This is a genomic window from Amycolatopsis thermalba (assembly GCF_023376025.1).
In the GTDB taxonomy this organism is placed as follows: Bacteria; Actinomycetota; Actinomycetes; order Mycobacteriales; family Pseudonocardiaceae; genus Amycolatopsis_E; species Amycolatopsis_E thermalba.
Map to the genome: position 1 here is coordinate 449247 of NZ_CP091196.1, position 20807 is coordinate 470053.

Annotated in this window: 20 protein-coding genes; 11 read left to right on the forward strand and 9 right to left on the reverse strand. The window is 70.8% G+C overall.

All coding sequences use genetic code 11. The annotated features are described in order from the left end of the window. The first annotated feature begins 84 nt into the window (after window positions 1-84). The 9 genes from L1857_RS02205 to L1857_RS02245 all read left to right on the forward strand — a co-directional run bounded on the left by L1857_RS02205 (window position 85) and on the right by L1857_RS02245 (window position 10795). Entirely contained in the window at window positions 85-609 is a 525-nt protein-coding gene (locus L1857_RS02205; protein WP_162830491.1) for an NUDIX hydrolase, read from the forward strand. After that, complete coding sequence (locus L1857_RS02210; protein ID WP_116110413.1) at window positions 606-2735, forward strand: DUF6049 family protein; 2130 nt, start codon at window positions 606-608, stop codon at window positions 2733-2735. Before L1857_RS02205 ends, L1857_RS02210 begins: the two co-directional genes overlap by 4 nt. Before the next feature lie 355 nt (window positions 2736-3090). Then, window positions 3091-4926, forward strand: coding sequence for a murein biosynthesis integral membrane protein MurJ (gene murJ, locus L1857_RS02215; RefSeq protein WP_249464347.1), 1836 nt, complete (start codon window positions 3091-3093; stop codon window positions 4924-4926). Between the two features lie 79 nt (window positions 4927-5005). Further along, on the forward strand, window positions 5006-6595 hold the full coding sequence (locus tag L1857_RS02220) for a protein kinase family protein (protein ID WP_094003309.1): 1590 nt from the start codon (window positions 5006-5008) through the stop codon (window positions 6593-6595). A gap of 10 nt (window positions 6596-6605) precedes the next feature. Beyond that, window positions 6606-7241 (forward strand): RNA polymerase sigma factor SigM, encoded by a 636-nt coding sequence (gene sigM / locus L1857_RS02225; protein ID WP_094003369.1) that lies wholly within the window; start codon window positions 6606-6608, stop codon window positions 7239-7241. Beyond that, a complete protein-coding gene (locus L1857_RS02230; protein ID WP_116110416.1) occupies window positions 7238-8002 on the forward strand; it encodes an anti-sigma factor in 765 nt (254 codons plus the stop codon). Before sigM ends, L1857_RS02230 begins: the two co-directional genes overlap by 4 nt. Before the next feature lie 101 nt (window positions 8003-8103). Continuing rightward, window positions 8104-9096: a thioredoxin-disulfide reductase gene (trxB, locus tag L1857_RS02235; protein WP_094003311.1), complete on the forward strand. Its 993-nt coding sequence runs from the start codon at window positions 8104-8106 to the stop codon at window positions 9094-9096. Between the two features lie 35 nt (window positions 9097-9131). Beyond that, window positions 9132-9458: a thioredoxin gene (trxA, locus tag L1857_RS02240; protein ID WP_094003312.1), complete on the forward strand. Its 327-nt coding sequence runs from the start codon at window positions 9132-9134 to the stop codon at window positions 9456-9458. A gap of 203 nt (window positions 9459-9661) precedes the next feature. Beyond that, the gene (locus tag L1857_RS02245; protein WP_094003313.1) at window positions 9662-10795 is read left to right on the forward strand and encodes an N-acetylmuramoyl-L-alanine amidase; all 1134 of its coding nucleotides are present in this window, start codon (window positions 9662-9664) and stop codon (window positions 10793-10795) included. Between the two features lie 78 nt (window positions 10796-10873). Here L1857_RS02245 and L1857_RS02250 read toward each other — a convergent pair whose 3' ends face one another. After that, complete coding sequence (locus L1857_RS02250) at window positions 10874-11521, reverse strand: GNAT family N-acetyltransferase (RefSeq protein WP_027933192.1); 648 nt, start codon at window positions 11519-11521, stop codon at window positions 10874-10876. 180 nt (window positions 11522-11701) lie between these two features. Here L1857_RS02250 and L1857_RS02255 point away from each other — a divergent pair, with 180 nt between their 5' ends. Both L1857_RS02255 and L1857_RS02260 read left to right on the forward strand, forming a co-directional pair. After that, window positions 11702-13015 (forward strand): aminotransferase-like domain-containing protein, encoded by a 1314-nt coding sequence (locus tag L1857_RS02255; RefSeq protein ID WP_094003314.1) that lies wholly within the window; start codon window positions 11702-11704, stop codon window positions 13013-13015. A 51-nt stretch (window positions 13016-13066) separates the two neighbouring features. Continuing rightward, entirely contained in the window at window positions 13067-14017 is a 951-nt protein-coding gene (locus L1857_RS02260; protein WP_094003315.1) for a D-alanine--D-alanine ligase family protein, read from the forward strand. 96 nt (window positions 14018-14113) lie between these two features. Here L1857_RS02260 and L1857_RS02265 read toward each other — a convergent pair whose 3' ends face one another. From L1857_RS02265 to rpmH, 8 genes are all read right to left on the reverse strand, one after another. Continuing rightward, window positions 14114-15112, reverse strand: a complete 999-nt coding sequence (locus L1857_RS02265; protein ID WP_116110417.1) for a ParB/RepB/Spo0J family partition protein — start codon at window positions 15110-15112, stop codon at window positions 14114-14116. Further along, entirely contained in the window at window positions 15109-16011 is a 903-nt protein-coding gene (locus tag L1857_RS02270) for a ParA family protein (RefSeq protein WP_162830490.1), read from the reverse strand. Before L1857_RS02270 ends, L1857_RS02265 begins: the two co-directional genes overlap by 4 nt. A gap of 90 nt (window positions 16012-16101) precedes the next feature. Continuing rightward, entirely contained in the window at window positions 16102-16758 is a 657-nt protein-coding gene (gene rsmG / locus L1857_RS02275) for a 16S rRNA (guanine(527)-N(7))-methyltransferase RsmG (protein WP_116110418.1), read from the reverse strand. A gap of 1023 nt (window positions 16759-17781) precedes the next feature. Next, a complete protein-coding gene (locus L1857_RS02280) occupies window positions 17782-18318 on the reverse strand; it encodes a Jag family protein (RefSeq protein WP_017985942.1) in 537 nt (178 codons plus the stop codon). Window positions 18319-18347: 29 nt separating this feature from the next. Then, entirely contained in the window at window positions 18348-19433 is a 1086-nt protein-coding gene (yidC, locus tag L1857_RS02285; RefSeq protein ID WP_094003319.1) for a membrane protein insertase YidC, read from the reverse strand. 4 nt (window positions 19434-19437) lie between these two features. Then, on the reverse strand, window positions 19438-19746 hold the full coding sequence (yidD, locus tag L1857_RS02290; protein ID WP_094003320.1) for a membrane protein insertion efficiency factor YidD: 309 nt from the start codon (window positions 19744-19746) through the stop codon (window positions 19438-19440). Continuing rightward, window positions 19739-20158, reverse strand: a complete 420-nt coding sequence (gene rnpA / locus L1857_RS02295; protein WP_094003321.1) for a ribonuclease P protein component — start codon at window positions 20156-20158, stop codon at window positions 19739-19741. The genes yidD and rnpA overlap by 8 nt, the downstream gene beginning before the upstream one ends. 22 nt (window positions 20159-20180) lie before the next feature. Then, window positions 20181-20324, reverse strand: a complete 144-nt coding sequence (gene rpmH / locus L1857_RS02300; protein ID WP_017985946.1) for a 50S ribosomal protein L34 — start codon at window positions 20322-20324, stop codon at window positions 20181-20183. Between the last annotated feature and the right edge of the window lie 483 nt (window positions 20325-20807).

The window sequence follows — 20807 nt, forward strand, 5'->3', positions numbered from 1 at the left end:
GAACCAGCCTACCCATCGACCAGGAGTGAACAGTCAACTACGCAGTAGCGGCCGGAATCGGCCGCCACGCACTAGCATCGCAGCATGTCTGGATCGGCCGGTCGCTCCGGCGGCGGTAAGCCGCGACGCCGGTCGCGACGCCGCCGCGGCCGGCGGATGACGACCTCCGTGGAGACCTCCGCCGGCGGTCTGGTGGTCGACCCCGCCCGGGAGAACGCGGTGCTCATCGGCAGGCTGGACCGCCACGGCAAGCTGCTGTGGTCGCTGCCGAAGGGCCACATCGAGGACGGCGAGACGATCGAGCAGACTGCGGTGCGCGAGGTGAAGGAGGAGACCGGGATCTCCGCGGACGTGCTGCGGCCGCTGGGCACCATCGACTACTGGTTCGTGGCCGAGCGACGGCGGGTGCACAAGACGGTGCATCATTTCCTCCTGGAAGCCACCGGCGGCGAGCTGTCCGACGAGGACTCGGAGGTCACCGAGGTGGCCTGGGTGCCGATCGCCGATCTGGAGACCCGGCTCGCCTACACCGACGAGCGGTCCCTGGTGCGCAAGGCGCGGGAGCTGTTCGACGACGACACGCGAGCGACAGAAGGAGCGTCGGAGTGAAGCGGTTCGCCGCCACCGGGTTGGTTGCGTTCCTCCTCGCGATGTTCGTCCCGGTCACGGGGAGTGCCCAGACCGAGGCACCCAGTCGGCTCCGGCTCGACGTGGCGCAGGTCAACCCGCGCGTGATCACCATGAACTCGGTGACGCTCAACGTCACCGGCACCGTCACCAACGTGGGCGACCGGCGGATCAGCGACCTGCAGGTCCGGCTCGAGCTGGGCGAGCGGCTCACCACCGAGCGCCAGGTGCGCACCGCGATGAGCGGCGCGGCCGCGGCCGCCGCGTCGAGCACCGACTGGGTGGACGTCGAGCCCGCGACGCTGGATCCGGGGGAGAGCGCCCAGCTCAGCGTCACCGTCCGGCTCGACGGCACGCGCGGCAACCTGCGGGTGAACAGCGCGGGCCTGTACCCGCTGCTGGTCAACGTCAACGGCACCCCGGCCTACGGCGGCGCGGCCCGGCTGGCGTCGATGAGCATGCTGCTGCCCGTCCTGTCCGCGCCGGGCAAGAGCGCGACCGGCCAGAACAGCTCGCCGGCCCCGTTCACGATGCTGTGGCCGATCGCCGACACCCGGCCGCGGATCGTGGCCGCGCCGCTGGGGGGCACCGCGGTGCTGTCCGACGACGTCCTGGCGACCGAGCTGCGTCCCGGCGGGCGGCTGTACGGGCTGGTCGAGTCGGCGGCCGCGGTCCGCGACGACCCCCAGCTCAGCCGCGCGCTCTGCTACGCCATCGACCCCGACCTGCTGGACACCGTGGACGCGATGTCCCGCGGCTACCAGGTCCGCACCGGGACCGGGACCGTCGGCGGAACGGGCGCGGAGGCCGCGAAGACGTGGCTGCGGTCGCTGCGGGAGCTCGTCACCGGGCAGTGCGTGGTCCAGCTGCCCTACGCCGACGCCGATCTGACCGCGCTGACCAAGGTCCGCGGCGGTGACCTGCTGCCGTTCGCGCTGGACACCGGCGCCCGGGTGCAGGAGCTGCTCGGCGTGACGCCGCAGAACGGCGTGCTGTGGGCCGACGGCGCGCTGGACCAGAGCACGCTGACCGCGCTGAGCGCCGCCGGTGTGCGCACCCTGATCACCGACCCGGTCGACTCGTCGACCGGCAGCCAGTCGTCCGGCGCGGTCACGCTGGACGGCACCGCGCTGCGCGCCCAGCAGGTCGACTCGCTGGTCCTGTCCGGGCTGGCCGGCACGTCCGGCAGCACCGAGGTGACCGCCGCCACGCCGGTGGACGACCCGGACATCGCGACCCAGAACGGCCTGGCCGCGCTCGCCTTCCGCGGCGGCCTCGCCGGTGGCACGTCCCGCCCGGTGCTGGTCGCGCCGCCCCGCCGGTGGACGGCGACGCAGGACGAGCTGACCGGCTTCCTGCGCAACGTCGGCGACTTCGTGGACCGGAACATGCTGGCCCCGCAGCCGCTGCCCGCGCTGCTGGCGACCGCGAGCACGGGCAGTGCCCGGATGAGCTACGACTCCGAAGACCTCGCCACCGCGACCCCGACGTCGGTCACCGACGAGATGTCCTCGATCGAGACCACGATGACCGACCTGCAGGGCGCGATGCAGATCGACCCGGCCGCCCAGGTGGAGCCGGCCGAGCTGCTCGAACCGCTGCGGTTCGCGCTGGTCCGCAGCACGTCGGGGGCCTGGCGCGCGTGGCAGGGCGCCGCGGAGGCCTCGGCCGCCGACGCCCGCGCCGAGCTGGACGGCCTGCTCGGCCGCGTCACGGTGGACACCCCGCCGGTGCCGATCTCGATGGCGTCCGGGTCGGCGCCGCTGCCGGTGTCGTTCAACAACCGGCTGCCGGTGCAGATCGCGGTGCGGATCCAGCTGAGCAACACGCCCGGCCTGCGCGTCGAGCAGGTGCCGGACCGCCTGGTGCCGGCCGGCCTCGGCGGCAGCGAGCGGATCCCGGCGGAGGCCCTGCGCGCCGGTGTGTTCAACCTGACCGTCTCGCTGACCACCCCCGGCGGCACGCCGCTGGGCAACCCGGCGCGCTTCGAGCTGCGGTCCAACGAGTACGGCGTGGTCACGCTGGTCCTCACCATCGCCGGCGCCGCGGCCCTGGTGCTGCTCTCCGCGCGGCAGATCTACCGTCGCGTCCGGGCCCGCAAGGCCTGACCGACTACTCTGGGGCACCAGAACCGGACCGGCGAGGATTGGGCGCGCGTTGGACAGAGACCCGGGGTGGCCACCCGAGCGTCCCGCCGACCGCGGACCACGGCGCCCGCCGCCGGATCGCGCTCGGCAGGAGCAGACCCGCCGGATCCCGCCTGCGGCGAAGGGCAAGCCACGGCCCCCGCAGGTGAACCGCCAGCAGGGCCAGCTGCCACCGCCGCAGCCGCCGCAGCCGCCACGCCGTCAGCCACCGCCGCCGGATCGCAGGCAACCGCCGCCGACCGGCCGCCAGGCCCCGCCCGACCGCCGCCAGCCGGTGCGGCCGTGGCGTCAGGAGCGGCCGCGCCACCAGGACAGCATGCCGTTCGGTGCGCCGCCGTTGCCGCCGAACGACCCGGACGCGACCATGCTGATCCCGCGGATCAGCGGCGTGCAGGGCGGCAACCGCTGGCCGGTGGCAGACCCGGACGTGCTGCGCCCGTACGACGCGCTCGCGACGCGGATGATGCCGCGGATCTCGACCTCGCCGTCGACGTCGTTCGGCGAGGGGCCGGGGCTCGACGCCACCGGGTTCATCCCGCCGGTCGAGGCGCCGGAGAAGCCGGCCGCGCCGTCGCTGGCGAGGTCCAGCAGCCGGATCGCGATCGCGTCGCTGATCAGCCGGATCACCGGGTTCTTCTGGAAGATCATGCTGGTCTGGGCGGTCGGCACCAGCGTGGTGAACGACTCGTTCAACATCGCCAACACGCTGCCCAACATCGTCTTCGAGCTGCTGCTCGGCGGCGTGCTGAGCAGTGTCGTGGTGCCGCTGCTGGTGCGGTCGCAGGACGACAAGGACGGCGGTCTGGCCTACACGCAGCGGATGCTGACCGTGGCGTTCGTGCTGCTGGTGATCGGCACGATCGTCGCGGTGGCCGCCGCGCCGTGGCTGACCTCGCTGTACCTGGACGGCGACCCGGGCAAGACCAGCTCCGAGCTGACCACGGCGTTCGCGCGGCTGCTGCTGCCGGAGATCCTGTTCTACGGCCTGTTCGCGCTGCTGTCGGCGATCCTCAACGCCAAGCAGATCTTCGGGCCGCCGGCCTGGGCGCCGGTGGTGAACAACCTGGTCGTGATCTTCACGCTGGCCGTGTTCATGCTCACCCCGGGTGAGATCACCTGGAACCCGGTCGAGATGAGCCAGCCGAAGCTGCTGCTGCTGGGCATCGGCGTAACCATGGGCATCGTCGTGCAGGCCGTCATGCTGGTGCCGCCACTGCTGCGCACCGGGTTCCGGTTCAGGTGGCGCTGGGGCATCGACAAGCGCATGAAGGAGTTCGGCGGGCTCGCGCTGTGGATCCTCGGTTACGTCGCGGTCAGCCAGATCGGCTTCACCGTCAACACCCGCGTGCTGACCAGCGGTGACCCGGGCGGTGTGACGATCTACTCCAACGCCTGGCTGCTGTTCCAGCTGCCGTACGGCGTCATCGGCGTCTCGCTGCTGACCGCGATCATGCCGCGGCTGTCGCGCAACGCCGCCGACGGCGACACCCGCAAGGTGGTCGCCGACCTGTCCTACGCCTCCCGCATCTCCACGGTGATGCTCGTGCCGATCGCCGCGGTGATGTCGGTGATCGGCACCTCGGTCGGTGTCGCGTTGTTCAGCGGCGGGGAGAACTCGACCGCGGACGCGTCGCGGCTGGGCGAGGCGCTGGCCATCTCGGCGTTCGGCCTGCTGCCGTACGCGCTGGTCATGCTGCAGCTGCGGGTGTTCTACGCGATGAAGGACGCCCGCACGCCGACGCTGATCATGGTCGTGATGACCCTGGTCAAGATCCCGCTGCTGTACCTGTGCCCGGTGCTGCTGTCGGACCAGAACATCGTGCTCGGCGCGATGATGGTGAACTCGCTGACGTTCGTGGTCGGCGCGATCATGGGCCAGGTCTGGCTGTGGGTGAGCCTGGGCAACCTGCGCAGCAGGCGCGTGCTCGGGGTCATCCTGTTCACCGTCGTGGCCAGCGGGCTGGGCGTGCTGGCCGCGATCGCGGTCGGCTGGGTGGTCCCGGACCTCGGCGAGCGGCTGACCGCGTGGATCAAGCTGATCCTGCAGGGCATCGTCGGCCTGGGTGTGTCGTTCGGCGTACTCGCGCTGCTCAAGGTGGACGAGCTGGCGCCGGCCACGAAGAGAATCACCCGTTTGATCAAGCGCGGGTAACGAACCACTCACGGATAACCCTGTCTCACCCCACGTGTTCACGTACCCTCGATCTCAGACGCGGGAGAGAGAGCGTGGGGTGAACGAGAAGCGGAGCGAGCAGTCCGGTCCGATCCGGACGGGCGTCCGCGCGAGGGGAGGCTCCCTCGCGCCGGGCAGCGTCGTCGGAGACGGCCGGTACCGGTTGCTCGCCCAGTTCGGCATCGACGAGCGGGCGGGCGCCCACCTGTGGCGTGCGCGGGACGGCCAGCTGCGGCGGGACGTCGCGCTGACGCTGCTCGTCGGCGACCCCGCGGACGCCGAAGCCGCACGTCAGGCCCGCAAGACGCTCGAGCGCGCCACGCACGCGGCCAAGTTCAACCACGAAGCGGTCGCCCGCGTGCTCGACGTGCTCACCCTCGGCAACGGCATCACCTCCGGTGAGGGCCTGCTGGGCGTGGTGGTCACCGAGTGGACCAAGGGCACCGACCTGATCGACCTGGTCGCCGACCGGCCGGTCCAGCCGCTCGCCGCGGCGCGGATGGTGCAGCGGCTCGCCGAGGCCGTGGAGCGGGCCCACCACTCCGGTCTCGTGCTCGGCCTGGACCACCCGCAGCGCCTGCGCCTGACCACCGAGGGCTCGCTGCGCCTGGCCTTCCCCGGCCCGCTGCCGGACGCGACGCTGCGCGACGACGTGAAGGCCATCGGCGGCATCCTGTACCTGCTGCTCACCGGTCGCTGGCCGCTGCCGGGCGGGCCGGCCGCGATCCCGGCCGCGCCGCACGCCCCGAACGGGCGCCTGGTACCGCCGCGCTCGCTGCAGCCGTCGGTGCCGCAGGAGCTGTCGTCGCTGGCGGTGCGCACCGTCGAGGACGGCGGCCCGGGCGGCATCCGCACCAGCGCGGCGATCGTGCGCGCGCTGGAGATGGCCGCCGAGGCCGAGGAGCGGACCCAGCTGATCAAGGCCCAGATGGAGGCCGACGGCGACGGCACGATCTGGACGACGAAGAAGCCGGTCAAGGACCGCGCGCGGCGGCGCAAGCTCGCGCTCGGCGTCACCGTGCTGGTCGTCGCGGCGGTCGCCATCCTGGCCTGGCTCGGCATGCTGGCGATCAGCTTCTTCCAGGACGACCCCAGCTCGGGCGGGCCGCCGATCAACGTGGCGAACCCGACCCCGACGGCGTCCGCGTCGGCGCCGGTCAACCCGTCGCCGAACCCGCCCCCGTCGACCGGTGGGCAGGCGCAGATCGGCGCTGCGGTCGGGCCGGAGAGCGTGACGGTCTACAACCCGGACGGCAACGGCGACAACACCAGCCGCGCCCGCAACACCGTGGACGGCGACCCGGGCACGATCTGGCGGACCGACCAGTACCGGCAGCAGTTCCCGGCCATCAAGGAGGGCGTCGGGCTGCTCGCGAGCTTCGACAAGCCGATCAACCTGGCGAAGATCACGGTGGCCGCGGACAGCCCGGGCACCTCGATCGAGGTCCGGGTGGCCGACTCGCGCAACCCGGAGCTGGCCGACACCCGGGTGGTCGGCACGGCCACGCTGAACGGGCAGACCACCGACATCACTCTTCCGCAGCCCCAGCAGGCGCAGTACGTGATCATCTGGATCACTCAGCTGAGTGACACGGACAAGGGCTACCAGTCCCAGATAGGCGAATTGACCTTCCTGCCCGCCCAGTAGTGTGCTGCGGGTGACCGCAGCTGCACCAACGGACGCCGACCTCATCGCGGCGCACGCGTCGGGCGACCCGCACGCGTTCAGCGAACTGGTCCGGCGGCATCGGGACCGCATGTGGGCGGTGGCTCTGCGCACCCTGCGCGACCCCGAGGAAGCCGCCGACGCCCTCCAGGACGCCTTCATCTCCGCCTTCCGCGCCGCCGCGAACTTCCGCGCCGAATCCCAGGTCACCACCTGGTTGCACCGGATCGTGGTGAACGCGTGCCTGGACCGGGTCCGGCGCAGGCAGGCCCGCCCGACGGTGCCACTGCCCGAGACCGGCGTGAACGAACCGGCGACCCCGCGCGACTCGATGGCCGACCGGGAGACCCGGCTGGTCATCAAGGAGGCGCTGGCGCAGCTGCCGGAGGACCAGCGGATGCCGATCGTGCTGGTCGACGTCGAGGGGTACTCGGTCAGCGAGACCGCGCGGATGCTCGGGATCGCGGAGGGCACGGTGAAGAGCCGGTGCGCCCGGGGCCGCGCCAAACTCGCCAAAGTTCTCGGCCATCTCCGGAACCCGGATGCAATAGCGAACGTCCCAACTTCCGAAAGCAAACGGGAGCGCGGCGGCCGGTCTGGGGCACAGCGCGAGAGGGAGGGACGATGACGGACGAGAGTCGGGGGATCGAGGCCGCCGGCCCGCCCTGGTCTGTCGACCTGCTCGCGGACCTGCACGCCGGCGTCCTGGACGACGACGAAGCCGCCCGGTTGTGGCCGCGGGTGCAGGCCGATCCCGAGGCGCGCGCGATCATCGAGGCACTGGAGGCGACCACCGCCGACCTGGCCGGCTTGAGCGCGGACGTCCCGCCGATGCCCGCGGAGTACGCCGCCCGCCTGGACGCGGCGATCGCCGAGGAGGCCCGGCGGGCGTTCCCGCAGCAGCAGTCCGGCGTGGCGCCGGTGGTGAGCCTGGACGCGGCCCGCCGTCGCCGCAACAAGCGCATCGGCTGGATCAGCGGGGTGGTGGCCGTGGCCGCCGCCGCGGTGGCCGCCGTCGCGATCGCCATCCCGAGCGGCACCTCGCCGTCCCCGGGCGGCAACGTGGCCGCGCCGCCGCCGGGCCAGAGCGACGCACAACCGCCGCTGAACCTGCGCAGCGACCAGACCGCGAGCGCGGTCGGCCAGCTGCAGGGCACCTTCGACTACGGGCCGCTGGGCAACGCCGACGCGCTGCAGGCGTGCCTGACCGCCGCGGGCTTCGCCGACACCGCCAAGCCGATCGGGGTCCGCCAGGGCTCGATCGACGGGCAGCCGGCCGTGCTGACCCTGCTGACCACCGGTCAGCTGGCGAAGTTCCGGCTGGTCGCGTTCGCCCCGGCCTGCGGCGCGAACGACGCCGGGGTGCTGGTGGACAAGGTGATCGGGTAGGCGCGTTTTACGTCACGGGCGACGCGTGTCACCTCGGGAACACCGGACCCTACGATCGTGTTGAGCCTGGTACGCAGGTCACGACGAGCGGAGGTCTACGGGTGGCAGCGGAAAACGTTCGGAACCTCATCATCGTGGGGTCGGGTCCGGCCGGGTACACGGCCGCGGTGTACGCCGCACGTGCCCAGCTCGAACCGCTGGTCTTCGAGGGTTCCCAGTTCGGCGGCGCACTGATGACCACCACCGAGGTCGAGAACTACCCCGGTTTCCGGGACGGCATCCAGGGCCCCGACCTGATGGAGGAGATGCGCAAGCAGGCCGAGCGCTTCGGCGCGGAGCTGCGCGCCGAGGACGTGGAGAAGCTCGAGCTGGAGGGCGACGTCAAGTACGTCACCGCCCACGGCACGCGCTACGCGGCCAAGGCCGTCATCCTCGCCATGGGCTCGGCGGCGCGCTACCTGCACGTGCCCGGTGAGCAGGAGCTGCTCGGCCGCGGTGTCTCCGCCTGCGCCACCTGTGACGGCTTCTTCTTCCGCGACCAGGACATCGCCGTCCTCGGCGGTGGCGACTCCGCGATGGAGGAGGCCACCTTCCTGACCAAGTTCGCCCGATCGGTGACGATCGTGCACCGGCGCGAGGAGTTCCGCGCCTCCAAGATCATGCTCGAGCGCGCCCGCGCCAACGAGAAGATCAAGTGGGCGCTGAACAAGCAGGTCGTCGAGGTGCTGGGTGACACCACCGTCGCCGGCCTGAAGCTGGCGGACACGGTCACCGGCGAGGAGTCGGTGCTCGACGTCACCGGCTTCTTCGTCGCGATCGGCCACGACCCGCGCAGCGACCTGGTCAAGGGCCAGGTCGAGCTGGACGCGGAGGGTTACGTCCTGACCAAGGGCCGCACCTCCTACACCAACCTGCCGGGCGTGTTCGCCGCCGGTGACCTGGTCGACCACACCTACCGGCAGGCCATCACCGCCGCCGGCTCGGGCTGCTCCGCGGCCATCGACGCCGAGCGCTGGCTGGCCGAGCACGCCGGCAACCCCGACGCCGAGGTCGCGCCCGAACTGGTGGGCGGCGGCTACGGCTCCGCGAACTGACCGACCGCAAGCCCGTACCGAACTAGGGAGATGAAATGTCCGACACCGTCAAGGTGACCGACCAGTCCTTCGCCGACGACGTGCTGACCAGCGACAAGCCGGTTCTCGTCGACTTCTGGGCGACCTGGTGCGGGCCGTGCAAGATGGTCGCCCCGGTGCTCGAGGAGATCGCCGCCGAGCACAAGGACAAGCTGACCGTCGCGAAGCTGGACATCGACGAGAACCCGGGCACCGCCCGCGACTACCAGGTCATGTCGATCCCGACGCTGATCCTGTTCCAGGGCGGCAAGCCGGTGAAGCAGATCGTCGGCGCCAAGCCGAAGGCCGCGCTCCTGTCGGACCTGTCCGACGTGCTCGCCTGACGCAGGCAACCTCGACCCGGGGGTGAACGTCTTCTGGAGACGGGCCCCCGGGTTTTTCCATGCCACCCGCCCGGATGACGCACCGACCGGCCCTGCGCGGTCACGGAGAGTTCTCAGGGCAGAATGGGTACCCGAGGCTAGCCCGATATCTGTTTGTGCCGCATCGGTTTTCGATCGATGCCCAAGGAAAGAGCGAGGAGTGCATGCGGGTGCTCCGCCGCGGCGACGTCGGGGACGACGTCGCTGAGATCAGGTCGATGCTGGCCTCGATCGGACTGCTCCGGCCGGACGCCGGCAACCTGTTCGACCACGAGGTCGAACGGGCCGTCCGCGGCTTCCAGCAGCGCCGTGGCCTGCTCATCGACGGTGTCGTGGGCCCGGCCACCTACCACGTGCTGCGCGGCGCGACCTTCCACCTGGGCAGCCGCCCGCTGGCCTACCTGATCTCCTCGCCGGTGCACGGCGACGACGTGTTCGCGCTGCAGGACCGGCTGACCGAGCTGGGCTACGACGCGGGCCGCCCCGACGGCGTGTTCGGCCCGAAGACCGAGCAGGCGCTGCGCAGCTTCCAGCGCGACTACGGCCTGGTCATCGACGGCATCTGCGGCCCGGCGACGGTCCGCGCGCTGCGTCAGCTCTCGCCGCGTGCCCGCGGTGGCCGCCCGGTGCTGCTGCGTGAGCAGGAGCAGGTCCGCCAGTCCGGTCCGCGTCTGCGGGGCAAGCGCATCGTCATCGACCCCGGTCACGGCGGCGCCGACGCCGGGGTGGAGATCGGCGGCCTGCGTGAGGCCGACATCGTGTGGGACCTGGCGCGCCGGCTGGAGGGCCGGATGAAGGCCACCGGCATGGAGGCGCTGATCTCGCGCGGCCCGGACCACGGTCCGGCCGAGGCCGAGCGCGCCGCGTTCGCCAACAACGCGGGCGCCGACCTGTTCCTGTCGCTGCACTGCGACAGCAACTCCTCGCCGCACGCGCAGGGCATCGCGTCGTTCCACTGGGGCAACGGGCTGGGCACCACGTCCACCGTGGGTGAGCTGCTGGCCGGCTACCTGCAGCGCGAGGTGGCCGCTCGCACGGGCCTGCTGGACTGCCGGACGCACGCCAAGACCTGGGACATCCTGCGGCTCACCCGGTGCCCGGCGGTGCGGATGGAGATCGGCTACCTGAGCAACCCGGGCGACCGCGCGAAGCTGTCCGACCCGGCGTTCCGCGACATCGTCGCCGAGGGCATCCTGATCGCCGTGAAGCGGCTGTACCTGCTCGGCGAGGGCGACCAGCCGACGGGCACCTTCACCTTCGCCGACGTGCTCGCGCACGAGCTCGCCAAGGCCGAATAGTCACCGACACACAGGGGTTGTCCACAGGAAGCTGTGGACAACCCCTGCCTTGTGGACGGTTTCTGTGGATAACTCGGCTCAAGCGCGCGCGGTACTCGGCTCCGCGGTCGTGATGGTCACCTGGCCCAGGAGCCGTTCGAGGGCCGCTTCGACGTCTTCCTTCCAGGACAGCGCCGAGCGGATCTCCAGGCGCAGCCGGGGCCACTTCGGGTGCGGCCGCACGGTCTTGAACCCGACCGCGGTGAGGAAGTCGGCGGGCACCACACAGGTGTGCCCGAGCAGCTCGTTGTCGGCGTCGTCCGGGCTCGCGTCGCCGAAGGCCTCGATCGCCCGCACCCCGCGGCGCGTCATGTCCTTGGCGACCGCCTGGACGAGCGTGCGACCCAGCCCGCCGCCGCGGAACTCCGGCAGCACCTGGAAGCTCGTCAGCAGCACCGCGTCCGCGCTGGGCGGCGACGTGGGGAACGCGACCGAGCGCGGCACCAGGTTCGGCGGCGCGTACAGCACGAACCCGACGGGCAGCGAGTCGCTGTAGATGATCCGGCCGCAGGAGCCCCACTCCAGCAGCACCGAGGAGACCCAGGCCTCCTTTTCGACCTCGGTCTGGCCGAACTCCTCCGCCTGCGCGCGCAGGTGCGGCGCGAGCTCCCAGTACACGCACCGGCGGCAGTTCTTGGGCAGGTGTTCCAGGTTGTCGAGGGTGACGCCCACGACTCGACGCGACACCTGATCCCCTCCCCGGATTCGCGGCGGCCGGCCTGAGGTGAGGCAGGGCGTGGCGGATCGCCACAGCCTGCTCGGCCGCATCCGAGGATAGGCGCCTGTGACCCACGCCGAAAGGCCGGGAACATCACAAGGACGAGTGGTTACACTCGGGAAACTGACCATCCGACAGAGCGAAGTGCGATGACTGCGAATCCACCCGAGCACACTGGCCGCCGAGACCTCGATCCCCACCTCGCCCGTTACGCCGCCCGCACGGCCGGCATGACGGCGTCGGAGATCCGAGCTCTCTTCGCGGTGGCCAGCCGCCCCGAGGTGGTCTCGCTCGCCGGCGGCATGCCGAACCTCGCCGCGCTCCCGCTGGACAGCCTGTCCTCGCAGGTCGGGGAGATCATCGCGGAGGACGGCCTGGCCGCCCTGCAGTACGGCTCCGCGCAGGGCGTGCCCGTGCTGCGCGAGCAGATCTGCGAGGTCATGGCGCTGGAGGGCATCAACGCGCACTCCGACGACATCGTGGTGACGGTCGGCTCCCAGATGGGCCTGGACATGGTCACCCGGCTGTTCTGCGACCCGGGCGACATCGTGCTGGCCGAGGGCCCCTCCTACGTGGGCGCGCTCGGCTCGTTCGCCGCCTACCAGGCCAAGGTCGTGCACGTCGTGATGGACGACCAGGGGCTGGTGCCGGAGGCGCTGCGGGAGGCCCTCGCGCAGGCCGAGAAGGCCGGCCAGCGGGTCAAGTTCCTGTACACGATCCCGAACTTCCACAACCCGGCCGGCGTCACGCTGGCGGTCGAGCGGCGGGCCGAGATCCTCGCGATCTGCCGGGCCCACGGCGTGCTGGTGGTCGAGGACAACCCGTACGGGCTGCTCGGCTTCGACGGCCAGACCTACCCGGCGCTGCGGTCGCTGGACCCGGACAACGTCGTGTACCTGGGCTCGTTCTCCAAGACGTTCGCCTCCGGCCTGCGGGTGGGCTGGGTCCTGGCGCCGCACGCGGTGCGGGAGAAGCTGGTGCTGGCGGCCGAGTCGGCCACGCTGTGCCCGCCGACGTTCAACCAGCTGATCGTGTCGCGATACCTCGCCACGCACGACTGGCAGGGCCAGATCAAGACCTTCCGCGAGAACTACCGGGAGCGGCGGGACGCGATGCTGTCCGCCCTGGAGCAGCACCTGCCGGCCGGCTGCAGCTGGACGAACCCGGACGGCGGGTTCTACGTGTGGGTGACGGTGCCGGAGGGTGTCGACACCAAGGCGATGCTGCCGCGCGCCGTCACGGCCCGGGTCGCGTACGCGTCCGGGACCGGTTTCTACGCCGACGGTTTCGGCAGCAGGCAGATGCGGTTGTCGTACTGCTACCCGACGCCCGAGCGGATCAAGGAGGGCGTGCGGCGCCTGGCCGCGGTGCTCGAGTCCGAAATGGACCTGGTGCGCACGTTCGGTAACGTCAGCATGCGCGCGATCCCCGGCCCGGAGACGCCGGCGCCGGACACGGCCTGATCGCCGCGCTGCTGAGTCCTATTTAGACTGTTGATTGAGGAGAGTGCCGGCGTGGTTATGCCGACCGTCGCCGTTCTCGCGGGCGGGCTTTCGCATGAGCGCGATGTCTCGCTGCGGTCCGGCCGCAGGCTGTCCGCCGCGCTGCGGGAGCAGGGACTGACCGTCGTGGAGTGGGACACCGACGCGGGCCTGCTCGACCGGCTGCGGTCCGAGCGGCCCGACGCGGCCGTCGTGGCGCTGCACGGTGGTCAGGGGGAGAACGGGTCGGTGCAGACCGTCCTGGAGATGCTGCGGGTGCCGTACGTGGGCACCAGCTCGCACGGGTGCCGCCGGGCGTGGGACAAGCCGACCGCGAAGGCCGTGCTGTCCGCCGCCGGGTACGCGACGCCGGACTGGGTCGTGCTGCCGCACAGCACGTTCCGCGAGCTGGGCGCGCAGGGCGTGCTGGACGCGATCGTCGACCACCTGGGCCTGCCGCTGATCCTCAAGCCCGACCAGGGTGGCTCCGCGCTCGGCGCCCAGGTCGTGCGGGACGCCGCCGAGCTGCCGGCCGCGATGGTCGGGTGCTTCGCCTACGGCGACACCGTGCTGGCCGAGCGGCTGATCGAGGGCGTCGAGGTCGCGGTGGGGGTCGTCCAGCGGGACGGCGAGCCGGAGGCGCTGCCCGCGGTGGAGATCGTGCCGGAGAGCGGTGTCTACGACTACACCTCGCGCTACACGGCCGGACTGACCGACTTCTTCGCCCCGGCGCGGCTGCCGGAGGAGTCCGCGAAGGCGGTCGGCGAGCTGGCCGTGGCCGCGCACAAGCTGCTCGGGCTGCGGGACATCTCGCGGACCGACGCGATCGTGGCCGCCGACGGCACGGTCCAGTTCCTCGAAGTGAACTCCTCGCCGGGGCTCACCGAGACGTCGACCGTGCCGATGGCGATCGAGACCGCGGGCACGTCGCTCGGGGCGGTGTTCGCCGATCTCGTCGCGCGGGCGATCCGCCGATCCGCCTGAGGCGCTTCCGGAAACCACTGAGGGCCACCTTCCCGAGCGGGAGGTGGCCCTCGGTGTTGTCAGATCAAATCATCACCGTGACGAAACGACCTGGGGTCATTCCTCATCGGTTTTCGGGGCCTGATTTGCCCGATTCGGGTCCATGATCGATACGATCCGCTCCAGATCGTCGATCGAGCCGAACTCGACGACGATGCGTCCCTTGCGGCGGCCGAGGTCGACCTTGACGCGGGTGTCGAAGGTGTCGGACAGCCGGTTCGCCAGATCCTGGAGACCGGGCGCCTGCATCGGCTTGCGGGGAGCGGCCTTGGGCTTGGCCGGCGCCTCGCTCTTCTTGAGGGTCACCGCCTCTTCGGTCGCGCGGACCGAGAGCCCCTCGGCGACGATGCGGGTCGCCAGCTCCTCCTGCGCCTCGGGGTCTTCGAGGGAGAGCAGGGCGCGGGCGTGCCCGGCGGAGAGGACCCCGGCCGCGACGCGGCGCTGCACGGGGAGGGGGAGCTTGAGGAGCCGGATGGTGTTGGTGATGACCGGGCGGCTGCGGCCGATGCGCGAGGCCAGCTCCTCGTGCGTCACCTCGAACTCGTCGAGCAGCTGCTGGTAGGCGGCCGCCTCTTCGAGCGGGTTCAGCTGGACGCGGTGGATGTTCTCCAGGAGGGCGTCCCGCAGCATCGCCTCGTCGGCGGTCTGCCGGACGATGGCTGGGATGTTCTCCAGCTCGGCCCGCTGGGACGCACGCAGCCGACGCTCGCCCATGACGAGCTCGTACTCGCCGCCGCCGAGTTCGCGGACCACGATCGGCTGCATGAGGCCGAACTCGCGGATCGAGTGCTCCAGCTCGGCGAGCGCGTCCTCGTCGAAGACCTGCCGCGGCTGCTTCGGGTTGGGCTTGACCGCGCTGGTCGGGATCTCGCGGTAGACGGCACCGGCCACCTCGCCGCTGGGGACGACCTCGCTGTTGGCGGCGAACCAGTCCTTGTCGCCGTTGCGGGACGGCGTCTCGGGACGGGCCGGGCTGGGGGTGTTCTCGCCGGCGGGCGGTCCGGTCGGGATCAGCGCGGCCAGGCCGCGCCCCAGGCCACCCCTGCGTTCGGTCATAACGTGCCCCTCCTCGATCCGTTGCTGCTGCCGCGCTCGGCCAGCTCACGTGCGGCGTCGACGTAACTCATCGCTCCCCGCGAGCCCGGGTCGTACGCCAGCACGGTCTGCCCGTAGCTGGGCGCCTCGGACACCTTCACGTTGCGGGGGATGACGGTCTTGAGGACGACGTCGCCGAAGTGGTCGCGCACCTCGGCGGTCACCTGGTCGGCCAGCTTGGTGCGGCCGTCGTACATGGTGAGGAGGATCGTGGAGACGGCCAGGGCGGGGTTGAGGTGCTTCTGCACCAGCTCGATGTTGCTGAGCAGCTGGCCGAGGCCTTCGAGCGCGTAGTACTCGCACTGGATCGGGATGAGCACCTCGCGGGCGGCGACCATGGCGTTGACCGTGAGGAGGCCGAGCGAGGGCGGGCAGTCGATGAAGACGTAGTCCATGCCGAGCTGATCGACCACGTCCCCGGCGAGCGCCTCCTTGAGCCGCGATTCGCGGGAGGGCATCTCGACGAGTTCGATCTCGGCACCGGCGAGGTCGATCGTGGCGGGGACGCAGAACAGGTTGGGGGACTGCTCGCTGACGGCCATCGCTTCGCCGAGGGGGAGGTCGCCGAGGAGGACGTCGTAGATGGAGGGGGTGCCGGAGCGGTGGTCCACGTTGAGCGCAGTGCTGGCGTTGCCCTGCGGGTCGAGGTCGATGACGAGGGTCTTGAGGCCGTGCACCGCGAGGGCCGCGGCGAGGTTGACGGCGCTGGTCGTCTTGCCGACGCCGCCCTTCTGGTTGGCGACGGTCAGGACGCGGCGCTGATCGGGCCGGGGGAGGGAGTTGGGGTCGGGGTGCAGCACGCGGGCGGCGCGCTCGGCCTCTTCGGCAATGGGGGTCCAGTCTGACGCAGGCGGGGTCACCGGCCGAGCCACCTTTCCGCAATCGACGCTGTTGGTTTCACGTGGAACATGGGTCGCATCATGCTGATCTGGCCTTTCCAAGCCATCCTGTCATCCCGCACGGCGCGGGCGACGGGCACTTCGTACGCGCTCCACCCGCACCACGGTCGTCGGCGTTTCGAGCACGCCGACCCCGCACTCAGAGACCGTTGGAGCACCCCCACCGACGCGGGCAACCGCCTTCGCATCACGGGCAACTTCGTCCCGGGCGCTAGCTCCCTTGACTGCGAGCATCATGCCACCCTCCCGGACGAGGGGGAGGCACCAGCCCGCCAAACGCGCGAGGGGAGCCACGGCACGCGAGGTGACCACATCAGCCGCGCCGACACGCTCCCGCAGCGCCTTCTCTTCGGCCCGCCCACGCACGACGGTGACGTCCAGCTTGATGCTCTCGGCGACTTCGTTCAACCAGTCGGCCCGCCTCGCCATCGGCTCAACGAGAACGAGGTCGAGATCCGGCCGGGCGATCGCGAGCGGCACCCCAGGAAAGCCAGCCCCGGAGCCAACGTCGATGACTCGCACGCCGTCGCCGATCTGTTCCCCGATGACGGCCGAGTTCAGCAGGTGCCGATCCCAGAGCCGCTCAACCTCCCGCGGCCCGATGAGCCCGCGTTGGACCCCGTACCGCTCGAGCATCTCCGCGAACTGGACGGCCTGCCCCAGCCCGTCCCCGAACACTCGCCCCGCCACCTCGGGCACCGGCACCACTCGCCACTCCTCGGGTTCCACGTGAAACGACAACGCCCCCAATTCTCCACGACGAGAACATCAACACGGGGAGGCAGACCACAACTGTGGACGGTTTCACGTGAAACTGCCCCCACCCGCAGCGACGGTTCCACGTGAAACATCCTGCGCCACCCGCCGGCAGGCCGGAGGCCGAGACCGCGCGCGACTCGCCACCGCCGCGCCGTCCGGCGAGGGGGTCCAACGAGGTGAGCCAGCTTCACCGGACGCAACCCTCACGCCTCGGGCATCGCCACCCGAGCGGCTCCACCGAAGTGGGTCACCTCAACCAAACGCCAATCCATCCGGAGCTACAACACTGCGCGCCGCTCCCCGCCCCACGGTCGTCGCGAGCGCCGAAGAAGAAGCCGTCGCCGAGCGGGCCGACTTCTCGGCCGCAACGGTCGCACCTCGGCATCACCAGCCGCGGCCTCGTCTCACCACCCACCGCGACCGCCGCCGCTGCCGCGAGCCTCCCGACCGCGGGGCAAAGAAAAAGGCGGCCCACCCAAAGTGGGCCACCTCCTCAACTAAACGGCTGCGCACTACAACACCGCGCCACGCCGCGAGCTACGGCCGTCGCCGCCGCCCGAAGAAGAAGCCGTCACCGGGCGGGCCGACTTCGCGGCCGCAACCCTCACGCCTCGGGCATCACCACCAAGCGGCCCTACCTCACCACCCACCGCGACAGCCGCCGCAGCATCGCCCTCCGGACCGCAGGGCATAGAGAAAGGCGGCCCACCGAAGTGGACCGCCTCCTCAACCGGACGCCTGCGCATCCGGCACTGCAACACCGCGCGCGACTCCGCGAGCCACCGTCGTTGCCAGCGCCCAAAGAAGAAGTCGTCACCGGGCGGGCCGACTTCGCGGCCGCAACCCTCACGCCTCGGGCATCACCACCCGCCTCACCTCACCGCCACCCCACAACCGCCACATCGCTCTCCCGACCGCAGCGCATAGAAAAAGGCGGCCCACCGAAGTGGACCGCCTCCTCGACCGGATCGCTTACGCGTCCGGCATCACCACCACGCGCCGCTTGGGTTCTTCGCCCTCGCTTTCGCTCTTGACGCCTCCCACGGCCGCCACCGCGTCGTGCACGACCTTGCGCTCGAACGGGCTCATCGGCTGCAGTCGTACCTTCTCGCCGGTCGCCTTGACCGTCTCGGCCGTCGTGCGGCCCAGCTCGGTCAGCTCGGCACGTCGGCCGGCCCGCCAGCCCGCGATGTCGAGCATCAGCCGGCTCCGGGTGCCGGTCTCCTGCTGCACCGCCAGCCGCGTCAGTTCCTGCAGCGCCTCGAGCACCTGGCCGCGCCCACCGACCAGCTTCTCCAGGTCGTCGCCGCCGTCGATGCTCACGATCGCGCGACCGCTTTCCACGTCGAGGTCGATGTCCCCGTCGTAGTCGAGCAGGTCCAGCAGCCGCTCCAGGTAGTCGCCCGCGATGTCGCCCTCGCGAACCAGCAAGTCCTCCGTCGACGACCCCGTCGCCTCCGCAGCGGGCGCCTCGTCGTCAGCGTCGATCGCTTCGACCGTCTCCGCCATCGTCATCTCCTTTCACCGGGCTCCAGCGCTCAGCGGCGCTTCTGCCCCGAGCCCTTCTGTCCTGAGTTCTTGCCGCCCTGCGCCGGCTTCTTGCGCTTCTGCGCCGAGCCGTTCTGCGGGCGTTGCCCCTGCTGCGGGAAGCGGTGCGGCGAGCCGGCCTTCGAGCTCGGCTTGTTCTGCCCGGCGGCCTTGCCGTCACCGGCCGCCGTCTCGTCGTCCGCCTTCTTCTGCTGGACCGGCTTCTGGCCCGGCTTCGGCTTCGCACCCGGGCGCGGCGCCAGCGAGTTGCGCTTCTCGGCCGCCTCGGCCTTCTTCTGCGCCTCTTCCTTGTCGATCCGCGTGTAGACCAGGCGCTGCTGCATCAGGGTCCAGCCGTTGTTCGCCAGCCAGTAGACGAGCAGACCGATCGGGAAGAACGCACCGAACACGAGCACACCGAGCGGGAAGATGTACATCGTCAGCCGCTGCATCATCTGCGTCTGCGGCGTGATCGACTCGGGGTTCAGGTTCTGCCGCTGCGCCGAGTGCCGCGCCGTCAGGTGGGTCAGGATCGCCGCGAGGATCATCAGCGGGATCGCGACCGGCGCGACGTGCCAGTGCCAGCCGCCACCCTGGCCACCCAGCATGGTGGCGTTGTGGATGGCATCGCCGATGTTGACGCCGAACAGCTTCGCGTGAACGTAGGACTCGACGCCCGCCTGGTCGAAGAAGTAGTTCTCCGTCTTCGGGCTGCCGTCCGCGGGCTGGATGGAGAACGCACGCAGCACCCAGTTCAGACCGATGAACACCGGGATCTGCAGCAGCATCGGCAGGCAGCTGCCCAGCGGGTTGACGCCGTGCTCCTTCTGGAGCTTCTGCATCTCCATCGCCTGGCGCTGGCGGTCGTTCGCGTACTTCTTCTGAATTTTCTTCAGTTCCGGCGCGAACTCCTGCATCTTCTTCATCGACCGGACCTGGTTCACGAACGGCTTGAACATGATGCCGCGAACCGTGAAGGTCAGGAAGATGATCGCCAGGAGCCAGGTGATCGCGTTGTCGGCCCCGAAGACGAACCCGAAGACCTTGTGCCAACACCACAGGATGAAGGACACGGGGTAGTAGATGAAGTCGAGCACTGAGCTACTCCTCGGTTGACAAACCAGGTCTCTGGTGGCGCCACGAGAACACCTCAGGCACCGGATCGCGGCCGGGCATCGTCCACGGGCCGCAGCGCAACAGCCGGCGGAGGGCCAGATAACTGCCCTTCGCGGCGCCGAAACGGGTCAGGGCCTCGACCGCGTACGTGCTGCAGCTGGGGTAGAAGCGGCAGCTCGGCGGGAGGTAGGGCGAGATGAAACGGCGGTAGAACCGCAGCGGGAGCAGCAGGACCTGGGCGACCGGCCCGGGGCGCTCGACCGTCTGCGATGCATCGGTGGTGGCGTCATTCACCGGCGTGGCCCCTCGTTTCCGCGGCCGTTCCCGATCCGCGTGTCGCCGGGCCGTCGGACGGGCGACCCGGGAGCAGGCTCAGCCGTTTCAGCGCCGCGTCCAGATCGGCGCCGAGTTCGGCGCTGGACGCGGTGGCCGCCGGCGGCAGGGCCCTCACGACCAACGAACTGCCGGGCGGCACGGTTCCGAGGCGCTGCAGGACGAGATGCCGCAGGCGCCGGGTCACTCGGTGGCGCACCACCGAGTTGCCCACGGCCTTGCTCACCACAAAACCCGCCCGCGGCGTTCCCGCGGACGGGTCGGTGGACTGCACCGCGTGCACCACGAGGCGACGCCGACCTGCCCGAGCACCCCTGCGCATGACCTCGCGGAAGTCCTCACTGCGCCGCAACCGGGCGGCACGGGGCAGCACGACGCGCCTCGAAGCGGCGCTATCAGGCGGACAGCTTCTCGCGGCCCTTGCGACGGCGGGCCGACAGGATGGCGCGACCGGCACGGGTACGCATCCGCAGCCGGAAGCCATGGGTCCGGGCGCGTCGACGGTTGTTCGGCTGGAAGGTGCGCTTACCCTTGCTCACTGCTTACTCCTGGTCTCGACATACTCGGCGGCAAGCTGGAGCCACCGATCAGCTCGGGGGTGTCTCGAATCGCGCGCATGCGAACAAACCCGTCGCGCGCGGGAGACCTATCGAGAGTACGCACCCCGCTCGAGGGCCCGGCAACCGGCCCCCGGAACCACTCGGGGGGACCGAGTGGCGACGCGGCGTGAAGCATGGAATCCTGGCCCCCACGGTGCCTTGTGGGACGGCACGGGCCTTTGTTAGCGTGTCTCCTCTTGAGTCACCCGTTCGAGGTGCTCGGCGCCGCCGTCGGAAGGTGTGGAGGCTCTGGCTGGCGTAGGTTCGCACCCGCAGGTGGAGTGACTGCGGGCCGCCGTACATTAGTACACAGTTGTGGACAACTCTGTGGATACTTGCTGCGCGCGGTGACCAGGGGGCCCGCGCGATACCGCTCGACGGGGTGAGCCGGCCGCCCGCCTCGGTGATTATCCGCAGGTCGGT